The following is a 19838-nucleotide window of genomic DNA, read 5'->3' on the forward strand; positions in this document are numbered from 1 at the left end:
CGCCGGGTCCGCGGCACTCGGCCACGGACCCGTCGGGGGTACGCCTCAGCGCAACCGGTACGCCTGGATGATCTTTCCGGTCACCGTGTTTCCGGCGGCGTCCTTCGCGGTGGCCCGCAGGGACGCATAGCCGGGCCCGGCGGGATGCCGGACAGTCGCCGTCCAACCGTGCCCGCCGTGCCGCACCCGGGCGGACTGCCAGGTCTTACCTCCGTCATAGGAGACGTCCACGGTCAGCTTGGTCACGCGCGACCCGGCAGCACCGGGCTGACGCTGCACCTGCACCGGGATGACCAGACTCTGTCCGGCGGGAGCCGCGTTGTCCACGCTCAGCGGTGGCGTGAACCGGATGGCCGACACCGGCAGTAGACGGTAGTCGTCCCCGCCGACGCGCCGGGAACGGAACGTCCACGCCGTGCTGACCTCGGTGCTGAGGTCGGTGAAGCTCCGCTTGGCCGACACCTCCAACCGGTAGTTGGCGTTGCCGGGCGGCACCGTGAACTGCGCGAATCCCGACTCCGCCGACTCACCGACCAGCTTGCCGTCGCGGTAGAGGGCAGTTCGGCCCTCGTCGGTGACCGAGAATCCGGCGTGCCCCTCGGCGTCGCCGTGCAGAGGAACTCCCACCTGGATCTCGTCACCGAGTCGACTGACGCTCTGACCGGGCCAGCGCGGCGCCGGGAAGGACGGCCCGTACGGCGCGCTGTTCCAGCTCTCCCTGGTGTGCCGCCCGGGCTGGTACGCCTTCGTGTCGGAGGCCAGATCCACCTTCAGGTCGAGCCACCCCTCCTCGGTGACGGCCCCGAACATCAGCTCCGAGTTCCACCGCACCGCGTTGGTGCTGTAGTGCTCGACCCGCTGCCCCGGCACCGTGGTGGGCAGGCCGACCGCCCAGCCACCCAGGTCGGGTTCGAGATGGGGGAACACCACCCGCTCGGCCACCAGGCCCGGATAGCCGCCCCGGAACTGGTGGGTGACGCTCGCCAGGTCCCTGCTCCGGTAGGTCTTGTCGAAGCCCGTCGGCATCCGACCGGGAATCGTCTCGGCGAGCGCGTACAGGAAGGGGCTGTTGTCCAACTCCGCTGTCGCCCACTGGCTGCTGATCGTCGAGACGAACCGTTTGCCGGACACCGCCCGGCCGAGGTGCCCCGTGGCCAACCCGGTGAAGTCGAACGAGAGCAGGCCGAACCCGGCGGCGTTGTCGCCCTCGAGGAACAGCGCCCCGATGTCCACGAGCGCCGGCGTGGCCGAGGGCTCCGGGACCGTCGTACGCACCGGTCGGGCCTTCCGGTTGTCGACGGTCACCGCGGTGTCGCTGTCCACTACCAGCTCCGGTTGGGCGAACTGGGTGGCCCCGTCCTCGAAGAAGAGGATGCTGACGAGCCCGTAACGGCCCTTGGGCAACCGGACGTCGGCGGTGCCGTCCGGGTCGTACAGGTCGTAGGACCTGAAGGTGTCCAGGTCGATCAACGTGGTGATGTGGTCGGTCGCGGGCGCTCCCGTGGAATTCAGGTGGCGCACCGTGACCTGGTAGCTCTCCACCTCCCGGTTGACGCCGATCGGGGTGACCGCCACGGTCTCCCCGGAGCGGGCCACGATCCGCCCGGTCCAGTAGCCGTCGGTGCCGATCCGGGTGTCCGCGGTGACAGTGGTGCCGGCGGTGCCGCCTGCGGGCACGGTGACCTGGGCCGCCGCCAGGGTGAACAGGCCGGCCGGTGCCGGCTGGCCCTCCGGGCCGGTCACCTCGAGGGTGAGGTCCAGGGTGATCGGGTCCGGCCCGTCGTTGCGCCAGTCGACGGTCCGGGTGACCGGGGTGTCGTCGTCGTGCGGCCAGGCCGGTTGCCCGAAGCCGACGCTGACCGGGTCGCTGACCACCCGCTGGGTGATCGCCCGGGCCACGTCGACCCGGCCGGCACCCTGCTGGAAGGAGGTCTGCTCCGGGTGCGGCTTCGCCGACGCCATCAGTGTCGCCTTGAGCTGGGCCGCCGCCCAGCCGCTGTGCTGCTGGGCGATCAGCGCCACCGCGCCGGTGACGTGCGGTGCGGCCATCGAGGTGCCGGAGAGGCTGACGTAGGAGTCGCCCACCGGGTCGCCGAGCAGCGTTCCCTCGCCCCGGGCGGCGACGATGTCGACGCCGGGAGCCGTCAGGTCCGGCTTCAGCCCGCCGTCGCCCACCCGGGGGCCTCGGCTGGAGAAGTCGGCCAGGGCGTCGTCCCGGTCCACCGCGCCCACCGACAGCGCGGCGTCAGCCGTGCTCGGGGAACTGACCGAACCGTCGGTGCCGTCGTTGCCGGAGGAGATCACGAAGAGCGCGCCGGTCTGCGCGGTCAAGGACTCGACGGCCGCCTCCAGCGGGTCGACGTCGGGCGTGTCCGTACCGCCCAGACTCATGTTGATCACGTCGGCGTCCTGGTCGACGGCGGCCCACTGCATGCCGGCCAGGATCGCCGAGTCCGGGCAGCCGAAGTCCTCACAGACCTTGCCGTTGAGCAGCGTGGCGTCCGGTGCGACGCCCCGGTACTTGCCGCCCGAGGCGGCACCACTGCCGGCGATGATCGAGGCGACGTGGGTGCCGTGGCCCACTGTGTCACCGGCGTCGGTGGCCTCGGTGAAGTTGTGCGATTCGGCGACCCGGCCCGCCAGGTCGGGGTGGTCGGCGTCGATGCCGGTGTCCAGCACCGCGACGCGTACCCCCTGACCGGTGAAGCCTGCCTGGTGCGCGGCCGGCGCGCCGATCTGCGGCACGCTGTGGTCCAGCGTGACGTGTCGGCGACCGTCGAGCCAGATTCGGTCGGCACCCCCCGCCGTGCCGACCCGGGCGTTCGCGCCGGTGAGCGCTGCCCAGACCGTCGAGACCTGCTTCTTGTCCGCCTGCGCGGCGACCCCGCCGATCGCGGGCAGCTGCGCGGTGACGGTCAGCCCGGTGGGCGCGGTGGCCCGCTGCCGAGCGCCCGCGCCGCCTGCGACCAGCACCGGGAGGTTGTCCCGCCGGGCGTCGTCGTAACCGGCGGCGATCAGGCCGGTCACATTGAACAGTCGCCGGTCGACCCGACCGGACCGGACGAGCGGCACGGCGTCCTGCGGCAGCACGGTGACCTGACCGCGGTCACGGGTGGTGACGAATCGCAGATGAGCCCGGCCCGGGCCCGGTCGGACGGCGGCCGACCCGGACGCGGTGACGGTGACCTGGTCACCCGTGAGCAGGGTGACGGTCTTCGTGGTGGAGACGCCGGCCGCGGCACGCGGGGCGGCGTCGGGTGCGGTGCTGGTGGGTGGGCTGGCCACGGCGTGCGCTGGAGTGCCCAGGACGAGGGCTGCGACCGCGGTGACGGCTGTGGTCATTTTTCTGCGTCGATGCAACGGATCCTCCTCGGTGGAGCGTCGATACCGATGACGGGGTTCCATAGACCGGAGTCAGTATTGCATACCCGGTATGCAGAAAAGGGGTCGAAAATATGACGGACCTGCCAACCCCTGAGTGGGATGGCAGGCATCATCGACCGGGTGACCTCCATGAAGGACCGCATGCTCGCCGGTGAGCCGTACCTCGCCGACGATCCCGAGATCATCGCCGACCTGGACCGTGCCGCCCTGCTGATGGAACGCTTCAACACCAGCGCCGCCGCCGATCCGCAGGCCCGCCTCGACGCGCTCCGCGCCCTCCTCGGCGAACTGGGCGAGGGCACCTGGATCCGCCCGCCGTTCCACTGCGACTACGGCTGGCAGATCCGGATCGGGCCACGCAGCTTCGTCAACTACCAGGCGGTCTTCCTCGACGTCGCGCCGATCATCATCGGCGCCGACGTCCAGATCGGACCGAACGTTCAGCTCCTGACCCCGACACATCCGGTGGAGCCCGGTCCGCGCCGCGACAAGTGGGAAGCCGCCAAGCCGATCACCATTGAGGACAACGTGTGGCTCGGCGGCGGTGCCATCGTGCTCGCCGGCGTGACCATCGGCGCGAACACGGTGGTCGGCGCGGGCGCTGTGGTCACCCGGGACCTGCCGCCCAACGTGGTCGCCGTCGGCAACCCGGCCCGACCGGTCCGAGAGCTGGACTGACGCTCGCCACCCTCGACGGAACGGTCAGCCGTCGGTGGCACTCACGCTCGCCGCTGTCGACGAGCCGGTCAGACCGCCGGCGGCTCGGGAAGGCGGACCACCAGGTCAGCCCGCTCGGCGGTGGGGGTGATCAGGGCCGCGTTGGCCTCGTCACTGCCCAACGCCCACTCGCGGGCCTGCTCCGGCGACCGCCCGAACGCCTCGTGCCGGGCGGTCAGGCGCCGGTGGCGGATCTCCGCGTCCAGGTCCAGGAACCACGTCTCGTGCAACAGCGGCGGGATCTCCCACCACGGGTCGTCGTGCAGCAGCAGATAATTGCCCTCGGTCACCACCAGTCGCACCGACGGCTGCACCTCGATCGCCCCGGCGACCGGCTCCTCCAGCTCCCGCCGGAACTCCGGGGCGTAGACCGAGGTCGGCTCCAGGCGACGCAACCGGCGCAGCATCGAGACGTACCCGTTGGCGTCGAAGGTGTCCGCCGCGCCCTTACGGTCCGCGCGGCCCAGCCGGACCAGTTGCGACTGGGCCAGGTGGAACCCGTCCATCGGCACCAGCCGGGCGGCCGGCCCGACCTCGGCGACGATCAACTCGGCCAGCGTGGACTTCCCGGCGCCCGGCGCACCGGCGATGCCGAGCAGCTGTCGAGGCCCGGCCTCGGCCAACACCAGCGCCCGTTCGACCAACTCTTCGACGGACAGCACCTGGGCCGGTGGCATCAGTCGAGGACCGGGTCGGTGATGGTGAACCGCGCCTGCACCGCCGCCTGCACCGTCTGCGGCTGCGGGTCCAGCTCAAGCTCCGGCGCACCACCACCCGCGCCACCACCGGCGAACGCCGCGCGGGCGAACATCGGTCGGTCGGCCGGGCCGGCGTCGGCCAGCTCGATCAGTGCGGTGACCCGGGCACCGAGCGCCTCCGCGTACTCCCGGGCGCGCAGCAGCGCGTCGCCGATCGCGGCGTGTCGGGCCTCCCGGTGCGCGGGGCTGTCCGGGCGAAGCTCCCACCAGGGCCCGGCCACCTCGACCTGGTCCTGGTCGGCCAACCGGAGCATCAACTCACCCAGAGCGGTGAAGTCGGTGACGGTGACGGTGGTCGTCACGCTGCCGTGCCACGCGACCACCCGCTCGCCCGAACGCCGGGTCTCCGGCCGCACCCGCAGGTCGCCGGTCTCCCGCCGAGCCACAGTGGGCCCGGAACCGTCGAGCAGCACCCGGACGGCGGCAGCCCGCTCGGCCAACCGGGTCAGCGTCGCCTCCCGGTCCCGGTCGCGCGCTGTCGCGGTGACCGCGAACCGGGCCAGCTCGGGCGGCACTTCCCGGTACGCCTCGCCGCGCACCTGCACCACCGGACCGTCCGTCGCCATGCCCCTCAGCCTAGTCAGCCACCGGAAGCCGCGCAGTGTAGGAAACCGCCCCGGAGCCGACCTGACACCCGGTCAGGTGCCCGCCGACGTCACCCAATCCGCGCAACCAGGCCACCTCGGCGGCACCGTCGCCGGCGACCGGGAACTCCCGGGTCTCACCGGTGAATCGCCGGTCCGCCAACGCGCAGCGGGCAGCCCTGGCCTCCGCGTACCGGGCGACCAGCGCCGGTGCGTCGTCGGCCCGCAGGGCGGCGGCCAGCCCGTCCAGGAAGGCGCGGACCTCGTCCAACTCGTGCAGGACCCGGTCACGGTTGCCGAGCAGCATGTTCGCGGTCCGCTCGGCCGGTGTGCCGGCCACCCGTGTGCCGTCGGAGAAACTGCCGGCGGCCAGCGTCAGCACGGCGTCGCGCAGCGGCGCCCGCTGCGTCGCACCGGCCAGCGCACCGGCCAGCAGGTGGGGGACGTGCGAGGCGAGCGCCGCCGCCGAGTCGTGCGCCGGCGCCGCCATCGGTACGACGCGGGCGGCGAACACCTCCACCAGCAGCCCGGTCAGCCAGCGGAAGGCCGCCGTCGCTGTGCCCGGCGTCGGGCAGAGCACCCAGGCGGCACCGGTCAGCAGCGTCGGCGAGGCGGCGGTCAGGCCGGCGGACTCCGCGCCGGCCATCGGGTGCCCGGGTACGAACCGGTCGGCGAGCCCGAGTCGATCGGCCGCCTCGGCCACCTCGACCTTGGTGCTGCCCACGTCGGTGAGCACACAGCCGGGCGCGGTCAGCTCGGCCACCCGGGCCAGGGTGTGCGCGAGCGTGGGCAGCGGACCGCAGAGGAAGACCACGTCCCGACCGGCCACGGCCTGCTCGACAGTGGCCGGGGCGACCACGCCCCGGAGTTGGGCCCGTTCGCGGGTGGCCGGGTCCGGATCCCATCCGACGACGTCCAGGCCGGCCTCGGCCAGGCGCAGCAGCACGGAGCCGCCGATCAGGCCGGTGCCGATCACGGCCGCGCGCACCCCGGCGTACCGCCCGGTCGTGCCGTCGGTCATCGCCGGGCGCCCGGGGTCAGGCCCGCAGCCGGCCGGCGACCGCCGCGACGTGCTCGTCGGACTCGGTCAGCGCGACCCGGACGTACTGCCCGGCGGAGGGGCCGTAGAAGACGCCGGCGGCCACCAGGATGCCCCGCCGGGCCAGCCAGTCGACTGTCTCCCAGCAGTCCTCACCGCGGGTGAGCCACAGGTAGAGACCCGCCTCGGAGTGCTCGACGGTGAACCCGGCCTCGGTGAACGCCGCCCGGAGCACCTCACGCCGGGCGCGGTAGCGCTCCCGCTGCTCCTCGGCGTGTCGCTCGTCGTCCAGCGCGGCAACCATCGCCGCCTGCACGGGCGCGGGCACGATCATGCCCGCGTGCTTGCGCACCTTGAGCAGCTCGGCGACGAGCGCCGGGTCACCGGCGACGAAACCGGCCCGGTAGCCCGCCAGGTTGGACCGCTTGGACAGCGAGTGCAGGGCCAGCACCCCGTCGTAGCTGCCGCCGCTGACCTGCGGGGACAGCACGGAGACCGGCTCCGTCGACCAGCCCAGAGGCAGGTAGCACTCGTCGCTGGCGACCACCGCGCCGCGCTCCCGGGCCCAGTCGACCACCTTGCGCAGGTGCGCGGCGGGCAGCACCCGCCCGGTCGGGTTGCCGGGCGAGTTGACCCAGACCAACCGGACCCGCGAGGTCGGCCCGACCGAGGTGAGCGAGTCGGCGCGCACGACCGTGGCACCGGCCAGCCGGGCACCGTCCTCGTACGTGGGGTATGCGATCGACGGCACCACCACCACGTCACCCGGGCCGATGCCGAGCAGGGTAGGCAGCCACGCGACCAGCTCCTTGGAGCCGATCGTCGGCAGCACTCCGAGACCGTCGACACCTGCGCCACAGGCCCTTGACACCCACGCCGCGATCGCGGCCCGCAACGCCGGCGTACCGGCGGTCAGCGGGTAACCGGGAGCGTCGGACGCGTCAGCCAGGGCCTGACGGATCACCTCGGGCACCGGGTCGACCGGCGTACCCATGGAGAGGTTGATCAGGCCCTCCGGATGCGCCGCGGCCAGGGTGGCCGCGGCGTCCAGGGTGTCCCAGGTGAACTCGGGCAGCCGCGACGAGACCGGCGCGGGCCGGTTCAGTGGCCCTCGCCGCGCGGCGGCTGCGCGGCGACGAAGGTGGCGTCCTTCTCCACCTTGCCGACCTTCGAGGCGCCACCGGGCGAGCCCAGGTCCTCGAAGAACTCGTAGTTGGCGCCGGTGTAGTCCTTCCACTGCTCCGGGACGTCGTCCTCGTAGAAGATCGCCTCCACCGGGCAGACGGGCTCACAGGCACCACAGTCGACGCACTCGTCGGGGTGGATGTAGAGCATCCGGTTGCCCTCGTAAATGCAGTCGACCGGGCACTCCTCGATGCATGCCTTGTCGAGCACATCCACGCACGGCTCGGCGATGATGTAGGTCACCGGTCTTCTCCTCCGCAGACACGTCGCGATCTCCCGCGACGGTAAGAGCCTAGTATCTCGCCGGGGAGGGGGTCGATCGTGCTCCGACAGCAGGATGTGGGACACCGAATCGTGGTCCGCCGGATTGTGGGGATTCGCGAAGGCCGCCCGCTCTTCTCGGATGCCCTCGGCGAGCTGGTGGAGCTGAGCGAGACTCATCTCACGCTGGCCACCGCGAAAGGGCCGCTACGGGTACCGGTGGCACAGGTGCACCGCGCCAAACGCGTGCCGGCGACCCGGCGACCGACCGCGGCGGCCGTGGTGGCGCTGGAGCGGGCCGCCGACGAAGCCTGGCCGGCGCCGACGCGCGGCCGGCTGGGCGACTGGCTGCTCCGGTCGGCGGACGGCTGGACCGGGCGGGCCAACTCCGCGCTACCGATCGGCGACCCGGACCGCCCGCTGCCCGCCGCAGTGGACGCTGTCGAGCGCTGGTACGCCGAGCAGGGCCAGCCCGCGATGATCAACACGCCGCTGCCGCTCGCCGCACCGGTCGGCACGGAACTGGACGCCCGCGGCTGGACCGCCCGACCGCCGACACTTGTGCAGACCGCCCCACTCCCCCTGCCGGCCGAGGGCCGGCCGGCCCCGCGCCAGGGGGACGCCGTCAGTGCCACGTCCGACGTCGCCGGTGCGCGGCGCGGCGCGGTAACCGAGCCGGCCGTCGACGCCATCCAGCCGGGCACCGACGCCGCCGGCGAGCTGGGCACCGACGTCGCCGGCGCGGTGTCCGCCGACGCCGCCGGCGGGGCGTCCGCCGGTGCCGCCGGTGCGTGGCGCGGCGCGGTCGTCGAGCTGGCCACCGCTCCGAGCGAACGGTGGCTGGCCGTCGCCGCCGGACGCAAGGGCGGCCTGCCGGAGGCCGCGCGGCACGTGCTCACCGCCGTGGACCAGGTCCGCTTCGCCCACGTGTACGCCGACGGCGCGCTGGTGGCTGTCGGCCGGGGCACGGTGACCGGCCAGGGGCGCTGGTTGGGCCTCAGCCTCATCGAGGTGCTGCCCGACGCCCGCCGGCAAGGGCTGGCCCGTCAGGTCATCCACGAACTGACCGCCTGGGGCGTGTCGTCCGGAGCGACGCACGCGTTCCTCCAGGTCGAACAGCACAACACGGCGGCGGTCACGCTCTACCGGCGGCTCGGCTTCACCACCCACCACACCTACCTGACCCGGGTCGCCCCACACTGAGCCGATCCACCCCCTTGATCCACTCCACATCGCCGACGTGGGGGCTTCCCAGGCGCCCGATACCGCCACACCGGCGCACTGGAGTGGATCAAGCGGTACGACGCTGTCGGGTCAGCGGCGGACGACCCGGCGGGGCTTGGCGGCCGTCACCTCGGCGTACCGCTTGAGCTGCTGCGAGCGGTAGTCGCGCCCGAGCGCGGTGAGCACCAGGTAGCCGACCAGCAACCCGGCGCCGGTGGCGAGCAGGTAGAGCCAGATCTGGGCGAAGAACGTCGGCGCGCCGCCGGCGAAGGGGTTGTGACCGATCAGCAGGGGCCCGACCAGCACGGTCAGCACCATCGCCACCGGCACCACGAGGGCCATGTCTGCCGCCCAACCCGCCAGCGGTCGACGACGACCCCAACGGAAGGCGACCACCGCCAGGATCAGCCCGATCACCGCGAACATCGCCAACGACACCCGGTCGGCGGCGGTGTCGTCACCCTCGAAGCCGAACCGGATGATCAGCCGAGCGATCACGTTCACCGCGAACAGGGCCGCAACGAGCACCCCGAGGTCACGCCACCGCTTGTCCATCGCCGGACCTCCCGCCGTACGCCCCGTCGCGGGGCCCCCATCTCTGGCAGGAATATCTACCACCCCTACCTGGGTGACGTCATCAGCCTCGGAGCGTGTGTGTCGGGGCGAGGATCTGCCGGAAACCCATCACCGCAAAGGTCATCGCGCCGGCCACGATCATCGCCAGGCCGACCCAGTTGTCTCCGGCCAGCAGCAGGTCACCCTCGCTGGTCCGGACCGCGGCCACCGCCATCAACGCGAACCAGGGCACCGCCGGCAACGCCACCGCCCACCTGCGGCCGACCGCCTCGTACGCGAACCAGCTCAGCACGATGTTGGCGCCGACGGCGATGAGTGCCGAGACACCGATCAGGTACCCGCCGACGCGGACCGTGGCCAGCAGTAACTCCAGCACCCCGGTCACCACCCCGGCGACCACCACGACGATCGCGCCGGCCACCCGTACGCCGAGGTCCAGCAGGCGGGGCGGCGGCCCCGCCGGCGGCGGGGCGGTCTGGTCGTCCACGACCGTCATCGACGCGGCGGGCGAGGTCACCGGAGACCGGCCGCCGCGACCGGCGAACGGTCCGGGGCGGTCTCCTCGGGCAGCCCGGCGAAGAGGTCGTCCTCCCAGCCGTACGGCCCGGCGCCCGGGCCCTTCTCGCCCACGGCGAGGGTGAAGTACTCCACACCCATGAACTCGCCGCCGAAGTTGCCGGCGATCGAGTAGAGCCAGGAGTTGGCCGGGATCTGCGTGGCGTGCGCCCGCATCGCGGCTTCCTTGGCCAGGTGCTGGTCGGTGCCGTCGATCTGGGCGGCGATGTCGGCGTCCGGGGTGCCGAAGGGCAGGTCGGCGATGTCCTCGATCCCGCCGAACGGGTTGTCGGAGGATTCCGCGAACTGCGTCATCCCGGCCTCCAGCACGCTGAGCGGCATCGCCGTCCAGTAGACCTTGAGCGGGGCGCAGCCCTCGGCGGCGGCCAACTCGACGGCGCGCATCGCCACCCGGTGCGCCTTGATGTGGTCGGGGTGGCCGTAGAAGCCGTTCGGGTCGTACGTGACGAGCACCTGCGGGCGTACCTCCCGCATGATCTCGACCAGGTGCCCGGCGGCCTCGTCGAGGTCGGCCTGCCAGAACGCGCGGGGGTGCTCGTTGGTGGCGAGCCCCATCATGCCCGAGTCGCGGTAGCGGCCGGCGCCGCCGAGGAAGCGGTGGTCGCTGACGCCGAGCGCGGCGCACGCGGCGGCCAGTTCGGCGATCCGGTACCCGCCGAGCTGGTCGGCTTCGGCGGCGACGAGCTGGGACAGCGCCGGGACGTGCACCTCGCCCTCCTCGCCGAGGGTGCAGGTCACCAGCGTGACGTGCGCGCCCTGCGCGGCGTAGTGGGCCATCGTCGAGCCGGTGCCGATCGACTCGTCGTCGGGGTGCGCGTGGACCAGCAGCAGGCGGCGGTCGGGCAACATCGTCACGACGGTCACTCTAACCGGCGGTTCCCCCCGGCCGACGTCGACGCGTCCGCCCAGGTCGGCCACATCACCTCCGGTCCGGCTCTACGATTTGGCGTGTGGACTTTCCGGAGCTGGCCGCCCGCACCCACCGGTTCAGCCACGGCGCGCCACGCGCTGTCTCCGTGGCCGAGGACGGCTCCCGGGTGATCTTCCTGCGCTCCGCCGGTCCGGAGGACCCGGCGGACGCGCTCTGGCTGCTGGACGTCGCCACCGCCGAGGAGCGCCTGGTCGCCGATCCGGCAACACTGCTCGGCGAGGACGGGGACGTCAGGTCCCTCTCCCCCGGTGAACGCGCGCTGCGGGAGCGGCTGCGGCTCAGCGCCGCCGGCATCGGCTCGTACGCGCTGGACGCCGCCGGTCGGGTCGCGGTGTTCGCGCTGGCCGGGCGGTTGTTCCGGGCAGATCTGGTGCACGGCGACGTGGTGGAGGTGGCGGCCGTCGGTCCGGTGCTGGACCCGCGTCCGGACCCGACCGGGCAGCGGCTGGCGTACGTGACCGACGCGGCCGAAGGTGTGCGCCGGGGCGAGCTGCGGGTGATCGAGGCGGACGGCACCGACACCCTGCTGGCGGGCGAGGACGCCGGTGTGAGTTGGGGATTGGCCGAACACATCGCGGCTGAGGAGTTCGGTCGGTACCGGGGCTACTGGTGGGCTCCGGACGGCCGGATGGTGCTCGCCGCCCGCGTCGACGAGTCCCGCCTGGAACGGTGGCACCTGCACGACCCGGCCCAGCCGGCCAGCCCGCCGACCGCCGTCGCGTACCCCCGGGCTGGTGGGCCGAACGCCGAGGTCAGCCTGCACCTGCTCGACCTGGACGACGGCTGGGTGGACGTGCACTGGGACCGGGAGACCTACCCGTACCTGACCGGGGTCAGCTGGGCCGAGGGCAGCCCGTTGATCACCGTGCTGCGCCGGTCGCAGCAGCACGGGCTGGTGCTGGCGGTGGACCCCCGCACCGGTGAGACGCAGGTGCACGCGGAACTGGCCGACCCGCGTTGGGTCGAGCCGATCGCCGGCACCCCGGCGCACCTCCCGGACGGCCGCGTGCTGGTCGGCGGGGAGCTGGCCCACGACGGGTACGACGCGAGGTGCCTGTTCGCCGACGGCACCCTGCTCACCCCTCCGTCGCTGTACGTACGCCGGGTGGTGGGTCGGCTGCCGGCCGCCTCCGGGCCGGCCGACCTGCTGGTCGAGGCGAGCGACGGCGAGCCGAGCGAGCGGCACCTCTTCCGGATCCGCACCACCATCGGCGGTGGGGTGGACGCGCGGCGACTCACCACCGACTCCGGCTGGTACACCGCCGCGGTGGGCGGGGACGTGCTGGCGGTGGGTGTCGCGTCGCTGGATCACGCCGGGGTGCGGTGGACCGTGCGCCGCGGCGACCAGGAGCTGGCCGAGCTGCGGTCGTTCGCCGCCAACCCGCCGTATTCGCCGCTGCCGCTGCTGGACCGGGTGACCGACCGGCGGTTGCCGGCGGCGGTGCTCTACCCGGACAACCACGTGACGGGTCGACGGTTGCCGGTGCTGCTGGACATCTACGGCGGGCCGGGGCACCAGGAGGTCGTGGCGGCGCGGGCCGCGTGGTTGGAGCGGCAGTGGTGGGCCGACGCCGGGTTCGCGGTGGTCACCATCGACAACCGGGGTACGCCGGGAGTGGCCCCCTCGTTCGAGAAGGCGATCCACCGCCGGGTGGCCGACGTGATCCTCACCGACCAGATCGACGCGTTGACGGCGCTGGCCGGCAAGCATCCCGACCTGGATCTGAGCCGGGTGGGGGTGCGCGGCTGGTCGTTCGGGGGGTGGCTGGCCGGGTTGGCGGTGCTGCGTCACCCGGAGCTGTTCAGGTGCGGCATCGCCGGTGCGCCGGTGACCGACTGGGCGCTGTACGACACCGCGTACACCGAGCGTTATCTGGGGTTGCCGGAGGACGGCACGGACGTCTACGCGCACCATTCGCTCGTCGAGTTGGCCGCCGAGCCGGTCACCACCCCGGACCAGGCCCGCCCGTTGCTGCTGGTGCACGGTCTGGCCGACGACAACGTGGTGGCCGCGCACACGCTCCGGCTGTCGGCTGCGCTGCTGAGCACCGGCCGCCCGCACGCCGTGCTGCCGCTGACCGGCGCGACGCACATGGCCGCGAACGGCACCGCCGAGCGCCTGCTCCCGTTGGAACTGGACTTCCTGCGGACCCATCTGCTGTAGCCGGGATGCGGCCTCAATCCGATCCCCGGGACGCGGCCCCCTTGCCGACAACACTGTCGGAAGGGGGCCGGCCTGCCCACTCCTGGAACGTGTTGTCGGCGCTCAGCCCTTCGGGTTGGGGCCGAAACGGTTCGTGCCCGGCGTGCTGTCCAACACGAAGAACACGATGAGGACGATGAAGCCCACGAGCGGCACCAGCGCGATCAGCAACCACCATCCCGTGCGGTCGGTGTCGTGCAGGCGTCGCACCCCGACCGCCAGCGAAGGCAGCAGCAGCGCCAGGGAGGCGACGAGGCCGATCAAACCGGTGGTGGAGCCCTCGAAGTCCAGTCCCAGCGCACCATCCAGGATGGACGCGACGATGCTGACCAGGATTGTGAACAAGGCGAACCACCAGTACTCGGACCGGCGGGCGCGGCCCGTGAAGCCGACGTACTTACTGAGAACCGACTTGACTGCGTCAATGAAGGACATGGCTATCCCCGTTCGATTGAGAGGTTTTCAAGGTCATCGCGGAGGCAGCCAAACAGTTCGATGTGGCGAGGTCAACGGGCGAACAGCCGAGGTGCGGTAGCCGCAGCGCCCATCGGGACCGACCGATGAGGCAAGCGTCACCAACCGGCGAGGCTGCCACCGGGTACGGCGACGAGACGAAAGCGCCGACGAGTCGAGTCGCTGCCCGGCACCGGACGCACCTCCGGTCACAGACCGCTGGTGCCCTGGTCGGGGACCGACGGCGGCCAGCGCTGCGTACGCCACTCGTTCCAGCTCGCGAATCCAGCCGGCGGTGCGTCGATGGGTGCGGTGCCGTCGAGTTCGCCCGGCGTCGGGACCTCGAAGTTCGCAGCCCACTCGGCGAGTTCGTCGTCGGACATCGGCCACGTCGTGTGCGGCGCTTCCGCTTGGCGCTGATCGAGCCGTCTGCGCTGCTCGGTCGGGGTGAGTGCGAAGTAGTGCAACTCCACCGTCGCGCCGACGTCCGCTGCTGCCTGCCGCAACGCAGTGCGCTCGTCCCGACTCCACAGGCCGTAGTCGATCACGACGTTGGTGCCGAGTTCCAGGGACCGCAGCCCGATCTCGATGAGCCGTCCTTCGATCACGTCCTGAGCCAACGGCGGATTCTCCGGCCCGTAGAGAGCCTTCACCCACTCGTCCTTCGTCAGACGAAGAGCCTTCCGCTCGACTTCGATACGCCGAGCAGCAGTGGTCTTCCCGGTGCACGGAAGCCCCACCGTCAGGAACAGTGTGGTCATCCCCGCCTCCGAACCGACAGAACAGTGTTACCCACCTCAACGTGTGCGGCTCTCCCAGACCGGCTGCTGGGGCTCGTCATTGTGCACGACGACGTCGGCGTGATCGGTCGGCCGCACCCTGTCGCGGTAGAGCTGTTGGGAGGGGAGGTAACGCTCACGCCAGCGTCGCTCGACGTCGGCGCGGGATGACACCTGCCGCTCTCTGACCAGGGCACGATCCACGGTCTTCTCGGGCGCGGTAGACACGAAGACGCGTAGGTCCCACCGGTCGAGAAGTTCCGGGCGCAGGAGGAAGACGCCGTCGAACACCAGCACGGCGTCGGCGGGAGCGGTCATGGTCGGCGGGGACAGCACGGCGTCCGCGGTGCTGTCGTAGACCGCGGTCTGGAAGCGCCGGTCTCCGCCGGGGCCGAGCGGATCCAGCAGAACCCGGTTCAACGCGCCGTAGTCGTGTGCGTCGTAGTAGCAGCCTTCGGCCGAGTACTCGCCGCGCGGATACCGCCGCGCCCGTGGAACGAGGAAGTCGTCGATCGTCGCGCGGACGACGTCGCGGCCGCGTTCGCGCAGGACGACGGCCAGCTCGTCGGCGAGGGTCGTCTTGCCGGCGGCGGGCGGGCCGTCGACGGCAACCCGTACCGGGTGGGCAAGAGTGACAGACCCGACCGCCTCAACCAGACGAGCGAGCATCTCGTTCCGGGTGCCGTGGCGCATGTCCTCCCCCGTCCTGGTCTCGCGGATGTCACCGTGTCGGGATGACCCTATGCGCACCAGCCTTTCGCGCCGGGTCCCTGACGGATACGAACGACGTGGACCGATCCGGTCGTCCGACACCTGAATATGCGCGCGGACGATCGCATGGATCCACGAACACCAGGGCCCTCCGCACGGCGGCACATTGTCGCTTTTCTCGTTCGACTCACCGACCGCCCGACACGGAATCGAAGAAGTCGAGGAGAAGCCCGGCCGTCTGCGCAGGATCTTCGAGCATGGGCGAGTGACCGACACCGGGCATCAATTCGACTGTCGCACCAGCAACGCGGCGGTACTCGGCCGCCGATGAGGATCGCCACCTCTGGTCGCGCTCACCGAAGATGACCAGCAGTGGCTTGCCGAGAATCGCGAGCCGGTCCGGAAGTTGTCGCTGGGTCAGGTAGTCGTCGGACGCCCGCGATGTCGCCGTGAGCGAGTGGTAGGTCATGCCCCGCGTGTCGTCCAGGAGCTGCTGCGGGACGTGGAAGCCTGGCGCGAACGCGGTGCTCAGGCCCCGGCGCAGAATCCCGTCGGTCCGAAGCCGCCACAGGAGGTGACCCAGCACGGGAACGAAGACGAGCTTGCCCACCGGCCCGTCCGAGATGAAGGCGTCCAGGCGCGGTCCCGTGTTGATGAGCGCCAGCGCGGTCACCAGGTCGCCGCGGTGTTCGGCGAGCGCGGTGGCGACGTACCCGCCGGTGGAATGGCCGATCACGATCGCCTGTGCGATGCCGAGTTGGTCCAGTGCCTGCCCGACTCGGCGGCCTTGCCGCGGGACGTCATAGCCGCCGCCGGTCGGTTTCGCGGACCGTCCATGTCCGAGCAGGTCGATTCGGATGACACGATGGGACGTTGCCAGCGTCGGAACTATCGACTTCCACCACTCGGTCGAGGCACCGAGCCCATGGATCAGCACGAGTACCGGGGCATCGGGGGGTCCGTCCTGGCTGACGTTGATGTCGCCGCCGTCGAGATGCAGGATCGAGTCTCCGGTGGCAGGGGCGGACTGCCAGTTCACCGATGCCGCGTTGGCCAGGAGCAGTCCGACGATCGTGAGCAGCGTCGTCGAGGCGATGACGCGCCGCCGGCGGGCACGACTTCGACGCGGTTGTTGGCCGGACGCGCGCGGGTCGACCTCGTCGAACTGCTCTTTGCCAGGGGCTGGCGATGCCGTCATGAAGTCACTGTCGCTGCCTTGCGGTACCACTGGCTTGGACGAATGTTCCGGCAGAAAGGCGGAGTCGGCCAGGGTCCCGTCCCGACGACGCTGCCGTCCGACCACCGGTCGCCTTCGTCGACGGCGTGAGATCCGGTGATGGCGGCTCCGACGATGGCGGGGTCACGTGCGGCTGAACCGAACAACCGCTCCCGATCGAGTCACGCTTGCCGGCCGTGAACACCGCGCGCCAGCGTATCGCCCCGATTTCGGTGGCATCTGCCTCTGCTGACGGCGCTCGACGGTGGCTGTCGGCGCGCCGGGGGCTCGGAGGACGGACGGCAAGGGCCCCCTCCCGACGACGCTGTCGGAAGGGGGCCCGGCCTGCCTGCGGTGTGACTACGGCTTGACGTGCGCGTTCACGAACGACGGGTAGCCGAAGACACTGGAGATGAAGACTCCGCCGGCCTTGGACCCGTGCACGTTGTAGGCCACGTCGACGTAGAGCGGCACCACCGGAGCGTGCTCCTTCATGATCCGCTCGTCGAGCTTCGCCCACTCCGGGCCCTGGTCGGCCGGGGCGAGCGCCAGGATGCGGTCCATCTCGGCGTTGATGGCCGGGTCGTTGAAGTAGGACTGGTTGCTGTTGCCCTCGGCCTTGATGGTGCGGCCGTCGTAGAGCACCGGCAGGATCGACGCCCCGCTGGGCCAGTCCGCCGCCCAGTTGCCGATGTACAGATCCCAGGGGTTGTTCTTCTTCTTGATCTCGTCGAGTTTGGCGTCGTCGGAGATGTTCCGCAGCGTGATCTTGAAGCCGGCCCGTTCCAGGTTGGCCTTCAGCTGCGCGCCCTGCTGCTGCTCGGTGGAGTTGTCGGCCACGCCGAGGACCAGCTCCGGCGTCTTTCCGCCGAGCAGTTCCTTGGCCTTGTCGACGTTGCCGTTGGCACCCGCCGGGTACGCCTCGTACGCCTTGTAGCCGATCGTGGCCGACGGCATCAGCGTGGTCAGCGGCGCGGCGACGGTCTGACCACCGAGCGCCTTGATCATGCCTTCGCGGTCGATGGCGTAGTTGAGCGCCTGACGGACCTTCAGGTCGGTGACCCGCTGGTTGTTGATGACGAGCTGGTTGGCGCTCGGCGTCGGCGAGAGAAGCGTCCGGGACTTCAGCGCGGCATCACCGGCCACCTTGGCGACCAGCGAGGCGGGCACGGTGTTGAAGGCGAGCGCGCTCTGGTCGGCGCCGTTGTCGGCGATCACCCGGTTGTTGGCGGCGTCCGCGGTCGGGCCGAAGGTCCAGACGAACTGGTCCGGGTACTGGTGCCGCACCGGGTCGGTGTTGGGATCCCAGTTGGGGTTGCGGTCCAGGGTGAGCTGGACGCCGACCTGGTTCTTGGCGACCTTGTACGGGCCGGACGAGAACGGCTGCTTGTCCACGTCGATGCCGGTGTCCTTGTCGGCGGGCAGCGGCGCGGTGGTCGGCAGCGAGGCGGCGAACGGCAGGTCGCAGCGGGGTTTGGCGAACTCGAAGCGCAGCGTCTTGGCGTCCGGCGTGCTCAGGCCCGGAGGCAGCGACGTCTTGTTCTTCTTGAAGTCCCACTTGGTGTCGAACTGCGCGGTGTCGGCCAGCCACTCCTGGATGTAGGTCGGGCCGCCGGACAGGTCGGGGTCGAAGGAGCGTGCGATGCCGTACGCGATCTCCTTGGAGGTGATCGGCCGGCCGTCCTCGAACTTCACCCCGTCCTTGACGGTGAACTCCCAGACCTTGCAGTCGTTGTTGACGTTCTTGCCCGGAGTCTCGGCCAGGTCACCGACCAGGACCAGGCCGCCCTTGCCGTCGTCCTTCCAGGTGGTCAGGTAGCGGGACCAGAGCGGGTTGGCCATCAGACCGGCGAACGAGTACGTCCGCTGTGGGTCGAGGTGGGAGATCGGCGACTCCCGGATGACGGAGAAGATGCCGCCCTTCGCGGCGCCGCTCACCTCGGCCGCCGGCCCCTGCGAGTCCTTGGGGTCGGTCGCGATGACCCCGGTCTGCTTCCGGTCGGTGTCCACCGTCGTGCCCTCGCCCGTGTTCTTCGAGCACGCACCCAATGCCACAACCAGAGCGATCGCGCCGCCTGCGGCAACCGCCACGCGTGGTCGCATGAAGTACCTCCTTCAGCCATGTGCCGTGCGGATTCGTCGGGGCGAGAACCGCCGACGTCCCGAGGATCGTAAGGAAGAAAACCTACGAGTTGTGTAACAGTTGTCGATAAGTTTCGCCATCGGACACGGTGGCCGCCGAGCAGCCGGTCAACGCAGCCGCACCCGGGGGTCGATGGTCGCGTAGAGCAGGTCCACCAGCACGTTCGCCAGGACCACGAAGACCGCCGCGATCAACACGGTGGCCATGATGGTGGGCAGGTCACCCGAGCGCACCGCGTCCACCGCCGTACGCCCCAACCCCTGGATGCCGAACGTCGTCTCGGTGATCACCGTGCCGCCCAGCGCTCCGCCCACGTCCAGCCCCGCGATGGTCACCACCGGGGTGATCGCCGCGCGCAGCGCGTGTCGCCCGTACACCTTCGGTTTGGCCAGGCCCTTGGCCCGCGCGGTCCGGACGAAGTCCTCGGAGAGCGTCTCCAACATCTGCGCCCGCGACAACCGGGCATAGATGGCCGAGAAGAGGAAGGCCAGCGCCACCCAGGCGAGCACCAGCCCGCTGGCCCACTTCGCCGGGTTGTCGAAGAGGGAGGTGTAGCTGGGCACCGGCAGCCACCGCAGGTTGTAGACGAACACCAGCAGCAGCACCGCGCCCACGAAGTAGAGCTGCAACGAGGCGCCGGTCAGCGAGAAGCCGATGGCGGCCCGGTCCAGCCACGTGCCCCGCCGCAGCGCGGACACCATGCCGAGACCGACGCCGAGCAGCAACCACAGGATCGCCGCCGGGATCACGATGCTCAGCGTCACCGGCAGCACCCGGGCGATGGTGTCCGAGACGGCCTCGTTGGTGACGTACGACCAGCCCAGGCAGGGCGCGTCGCAGCGGCCACCCTGGGCGCTACCCAGGTCACGACCGGTCACGATGCCCTTCATGTAACCGGCGTACTGGCTGATCAGCGGGTCGTTCAGGCCCAGGTCGTCGCGGACCCGCTCCAACCGCTCCGGGTTGCAGTTCTTCGAGCAGATGCTGCTGACCGGGTCGCGCGGCAGGGCGAAGAACATCAGGAAGGTCAGCACACTCACCGCGAACAGGGTCAGCGCGGCGGAGAAGAGTCGCTTGATCAGAAATCGCGCCATGGGG

General features: G+C 71.2%; 18 protein-coding genes. 3 read left to right on the forward strand and 15 right to left on the reverse strand.

Going from position 1 to position 19838, the window contains the following annotated elements:
• Positions 1-45: 45 nt before the first annotated feature.
• A complete protein-coding gene (locus tag O7631_RS00520; RefSeq protein ID WP_278142545.1) occupies positions 46-3342 on the reverse strand; it encodes a S8 family serine peptidase in 3297 nt (1098 codons plus the stop codon).
• A gap of 162 nt (positions 3343-3504) precedes the next feature.
• Here O7631_RS00520 and O7631_RS00525 point away from each other — a divergent pair, with 162 nt between their 5' ends.
• A complete protein-coding gene (locus tag O7631_RS00525; protein WP_278142547.1) occupies positions 3505-4062 on the forward strand; it encodes a sugar O-acetyltransferase in 558 nt (185 codons plus the stop codon).
• 68 nt (positions 4063-4130) lie between these two features.
• Here O7631_RS00525 and O7631_RS00530 read toward each other — a convergent pair whose 3' ends face one another.
• Genes O7631_RS00530 through fdxA form a run of 5 tightly spaced genes read right to left on the reverse strand, consistent with a single transcriptional unit; the run spans position 4131 to position 7910 of the window.
• Positions 4131-4778 (reverse strand): nucleoside/nucleotide kinase family protein, encoded by a 648-nt coding sequence (locus O7631_RS00530; RefSeq protein ID WP_278142548.1) that lies wholly within the window; start codon positions 4776-4778, stop codon positions 4131-4133.
• On the reverse strand, positions 4778-5425 hold the full coding sequence (locus O7631_RS00535) for an SIMPL domain-containing protein (RefSeq protein ID WP_278142549.1): 648 nt from the start codon (positions 5423-5425) through the stop codon (positions 4778-4780). The genes O7631_RS00530 and O7631_RS00535 overlap by 1 nt, the downstream gene beginning before the upstream one ends.
• A gap of 10 nt (positions 5426-5435) precedes the next feature.
• Positions 5436-6464, reverse strand: coding sequence for a prephenate dehydrogenase/arogenate dehydrogenase family protein (locus tag O7631_RS00540; protein WP_278142550.1), 1029 nt, complete (start codon positions 6462-6464; stop codon positions 5436-5438).
• A gap of 16 nt (positions 6465-6480) precedes the next feature.
• Positions 6481-7587 (reverse strand): succinyldiaminopimelate transaminase, encoded by a 1107-nt coding sequence (dapC, locus tag O7631_RS00545; protein WP_278147804.1) that lies wholly within the window; start codon positions 7585-7587, stop codon positions 6481-6483.
• The gene (fdxA, locus tag O7631_RS00550) at positions 7584-7910 is read right to left on the reverse strand and encodes a ferredoxin (RefSeq protein ID WP_030490464.1); all 327 of its coding nucleotides are present in this window, start codon (positions 7908-7910) and stop codon (positions 7584-7586) included. Before fdxA ends, dapC begins: the two co-directional genes overlap by 4 nt.
• 78 nt (positions 7911-7988) lie before the next feature.
• On the opposite strand from fdxA, the gene O7631_RS00555 reads away from it, so the two are divergent.
• A complete protein-coding gene (locus O7631_RS00555) occupies positions 7989-9131 on the forward strand; it encodes a GNAT family N-acetyltransferase (protein WP_278142551.1) in 1143 nt (380 codons plus the stop codon).
• Positions 9132-9242: 111 nt separating this feature from the next.
• On the opposite strand, the gene O7631_RS00560 is transcribed toward O7631_RS00555, so the two are convergent.
• The 3 genes from O7631_RS00560 to mshB form a co-directional block, all read right to left on the reverse strand.
• A complete protein-coding gene (locus O7631_RS00560; protein ID WP_278142552.1) occupies positions 9243-9707 on the reverse strand; it encodes a hypothetical protein in 465 nt (154 codons plus the stop codon).
• An 82-nt stretch (positions 9708-9789) separates the two neighbouring features.
• Positions 9790-10224 (reverse strand): hypothetical protein, encoded by a 435-nt coding sequence (locus O7631_RS00565; RefSeq protein ID WP_278147805.1) that lies wholly within the window; start codon positions 10222-10224, stop codon positions 9790-9792.
• A gap of 17 nt (positions 10225-10241) precedes the next feature.
• On the reverse strand, positions 10242-11168 hold the full coding sequence (gene mshB / locus O7631_RS00570; protein WP_278142553.1) for an N-acetyl-1-D-myo-inositol-2-amino-2-deoxy-alpha-D-glucopyranoside deacetylase: 927 nt from the start codon (positions 11166-11168) through the stop codon (positions 10242-10244).
• An 86-nt stretch (positions 11169-11254) separates the two neighbouring features.
• Here mshB and O7631_RS00575 point away from each other — a divergent pair, with 86 nt between their 5' ends.
• Positions 11255-13399 (forward strand): prolyl oligopeptidase family serine peptidase, encoded by a 2145-nt coding sequence (locus O7631_RS00575; RefSeq protein ID WP_278142554.1) that lies wholly within the window; start codon positions 11255-11257, stop codon positions 13397-13399.
• A gap of 102 nt (positions 13400-13501) precedes the next feature.
• Here O7631_RS00575 and O7631_RS00580 read toward each other — a convergent pair whose 3' ends face one another.
• The 6 genes from O7631_RS00580 to O7631_RS00605 all read right to left on the reverse strand — a co-directional run bounded on the left by O7631_RS00580 (position 13502) and on the right by O7631_RS00605 (position 19834).
• Positions 13502-13873 carry a DUF805 domain-containing protein gene (locus O7631_RS00580; protein ID WP_278142555.1) on the reverse strand — a complete coding sequence of 124 codons (372 nt, stop codon included), beginning with the start codon at positions 13871-13873 and terminating at the stop codon, positions 13502-13504.
• A gap of 227 nt (positions 13874-14100) precedes the next feature.
• Positions 14101-14652: an ATP-binding protein gene (locus O7631_RS00585; RefSeq protein ID WP_278142556.1), complete on the reverse strand. Its 552-nt coding sequence runs from the start codon at positions 14650-14652 to the stop codon at positions 14101-14103.
• Positions 14653-14688: 36 nt separating this feature from the next.
• On the reverse strand, positions 14689-15363 hold the full coding sequence (locus tag O7631_RS00590; RefSeq protein WP_278142557.1) for a uridylate kinase: 675 nt from the start codon (positions 15361-15363) through the stop codon (positions 14689-14691).
• A gap of 205 nt (positions 15364-15568) precedes the next feature.
• A complete protein-coding gene (locus O7631_RS00595) occupies positions 15569-16684 on the reverse strand; it encodes an alpha/beta hydrolase (RefSeq protein ID WP_278142558.1) in 1116 nt (371 codons plus the stop codon).
• 273 nt (positions 16685-16957) lie between these two features.
• Positions 16958-18700 carry an ABC transporter substrate-binding protein gene (locus O7631_RS00600; RefSeq protein WP_278142559.1) on the reverse strand — a complete coding sequence of 581 codons (1743 nt, stop codon included), beginning with the start codon at positions 18698-18700 and terminating at the stop codon, positions 16958-16960.
• A 147-nt stretch (positions 18701-18847) separates the two neighbouring features.
• On the reverse strand, positions 18848-19834 hold the full coding sequence (locus tag O7631_RS00605) for an ABC transporter permease (protein ID WP_088987719.1): 987 nt from the start codon (positions 19832-19834) through the stop codon (positions 18848-18850).
• Positions 19835-19838: the final 4 nt, after the last annotated feature.

Origin of the sequence: Micromonospora sp. WMMD967, from assembly GCF_029626165.1 — a bacterium.
GTDB lineage: Bacteria > Actinomycetota > Actinomycetes > Mycobacteriales > Micromonosporaceae > Micromonospora > Micromonospora taraxaci.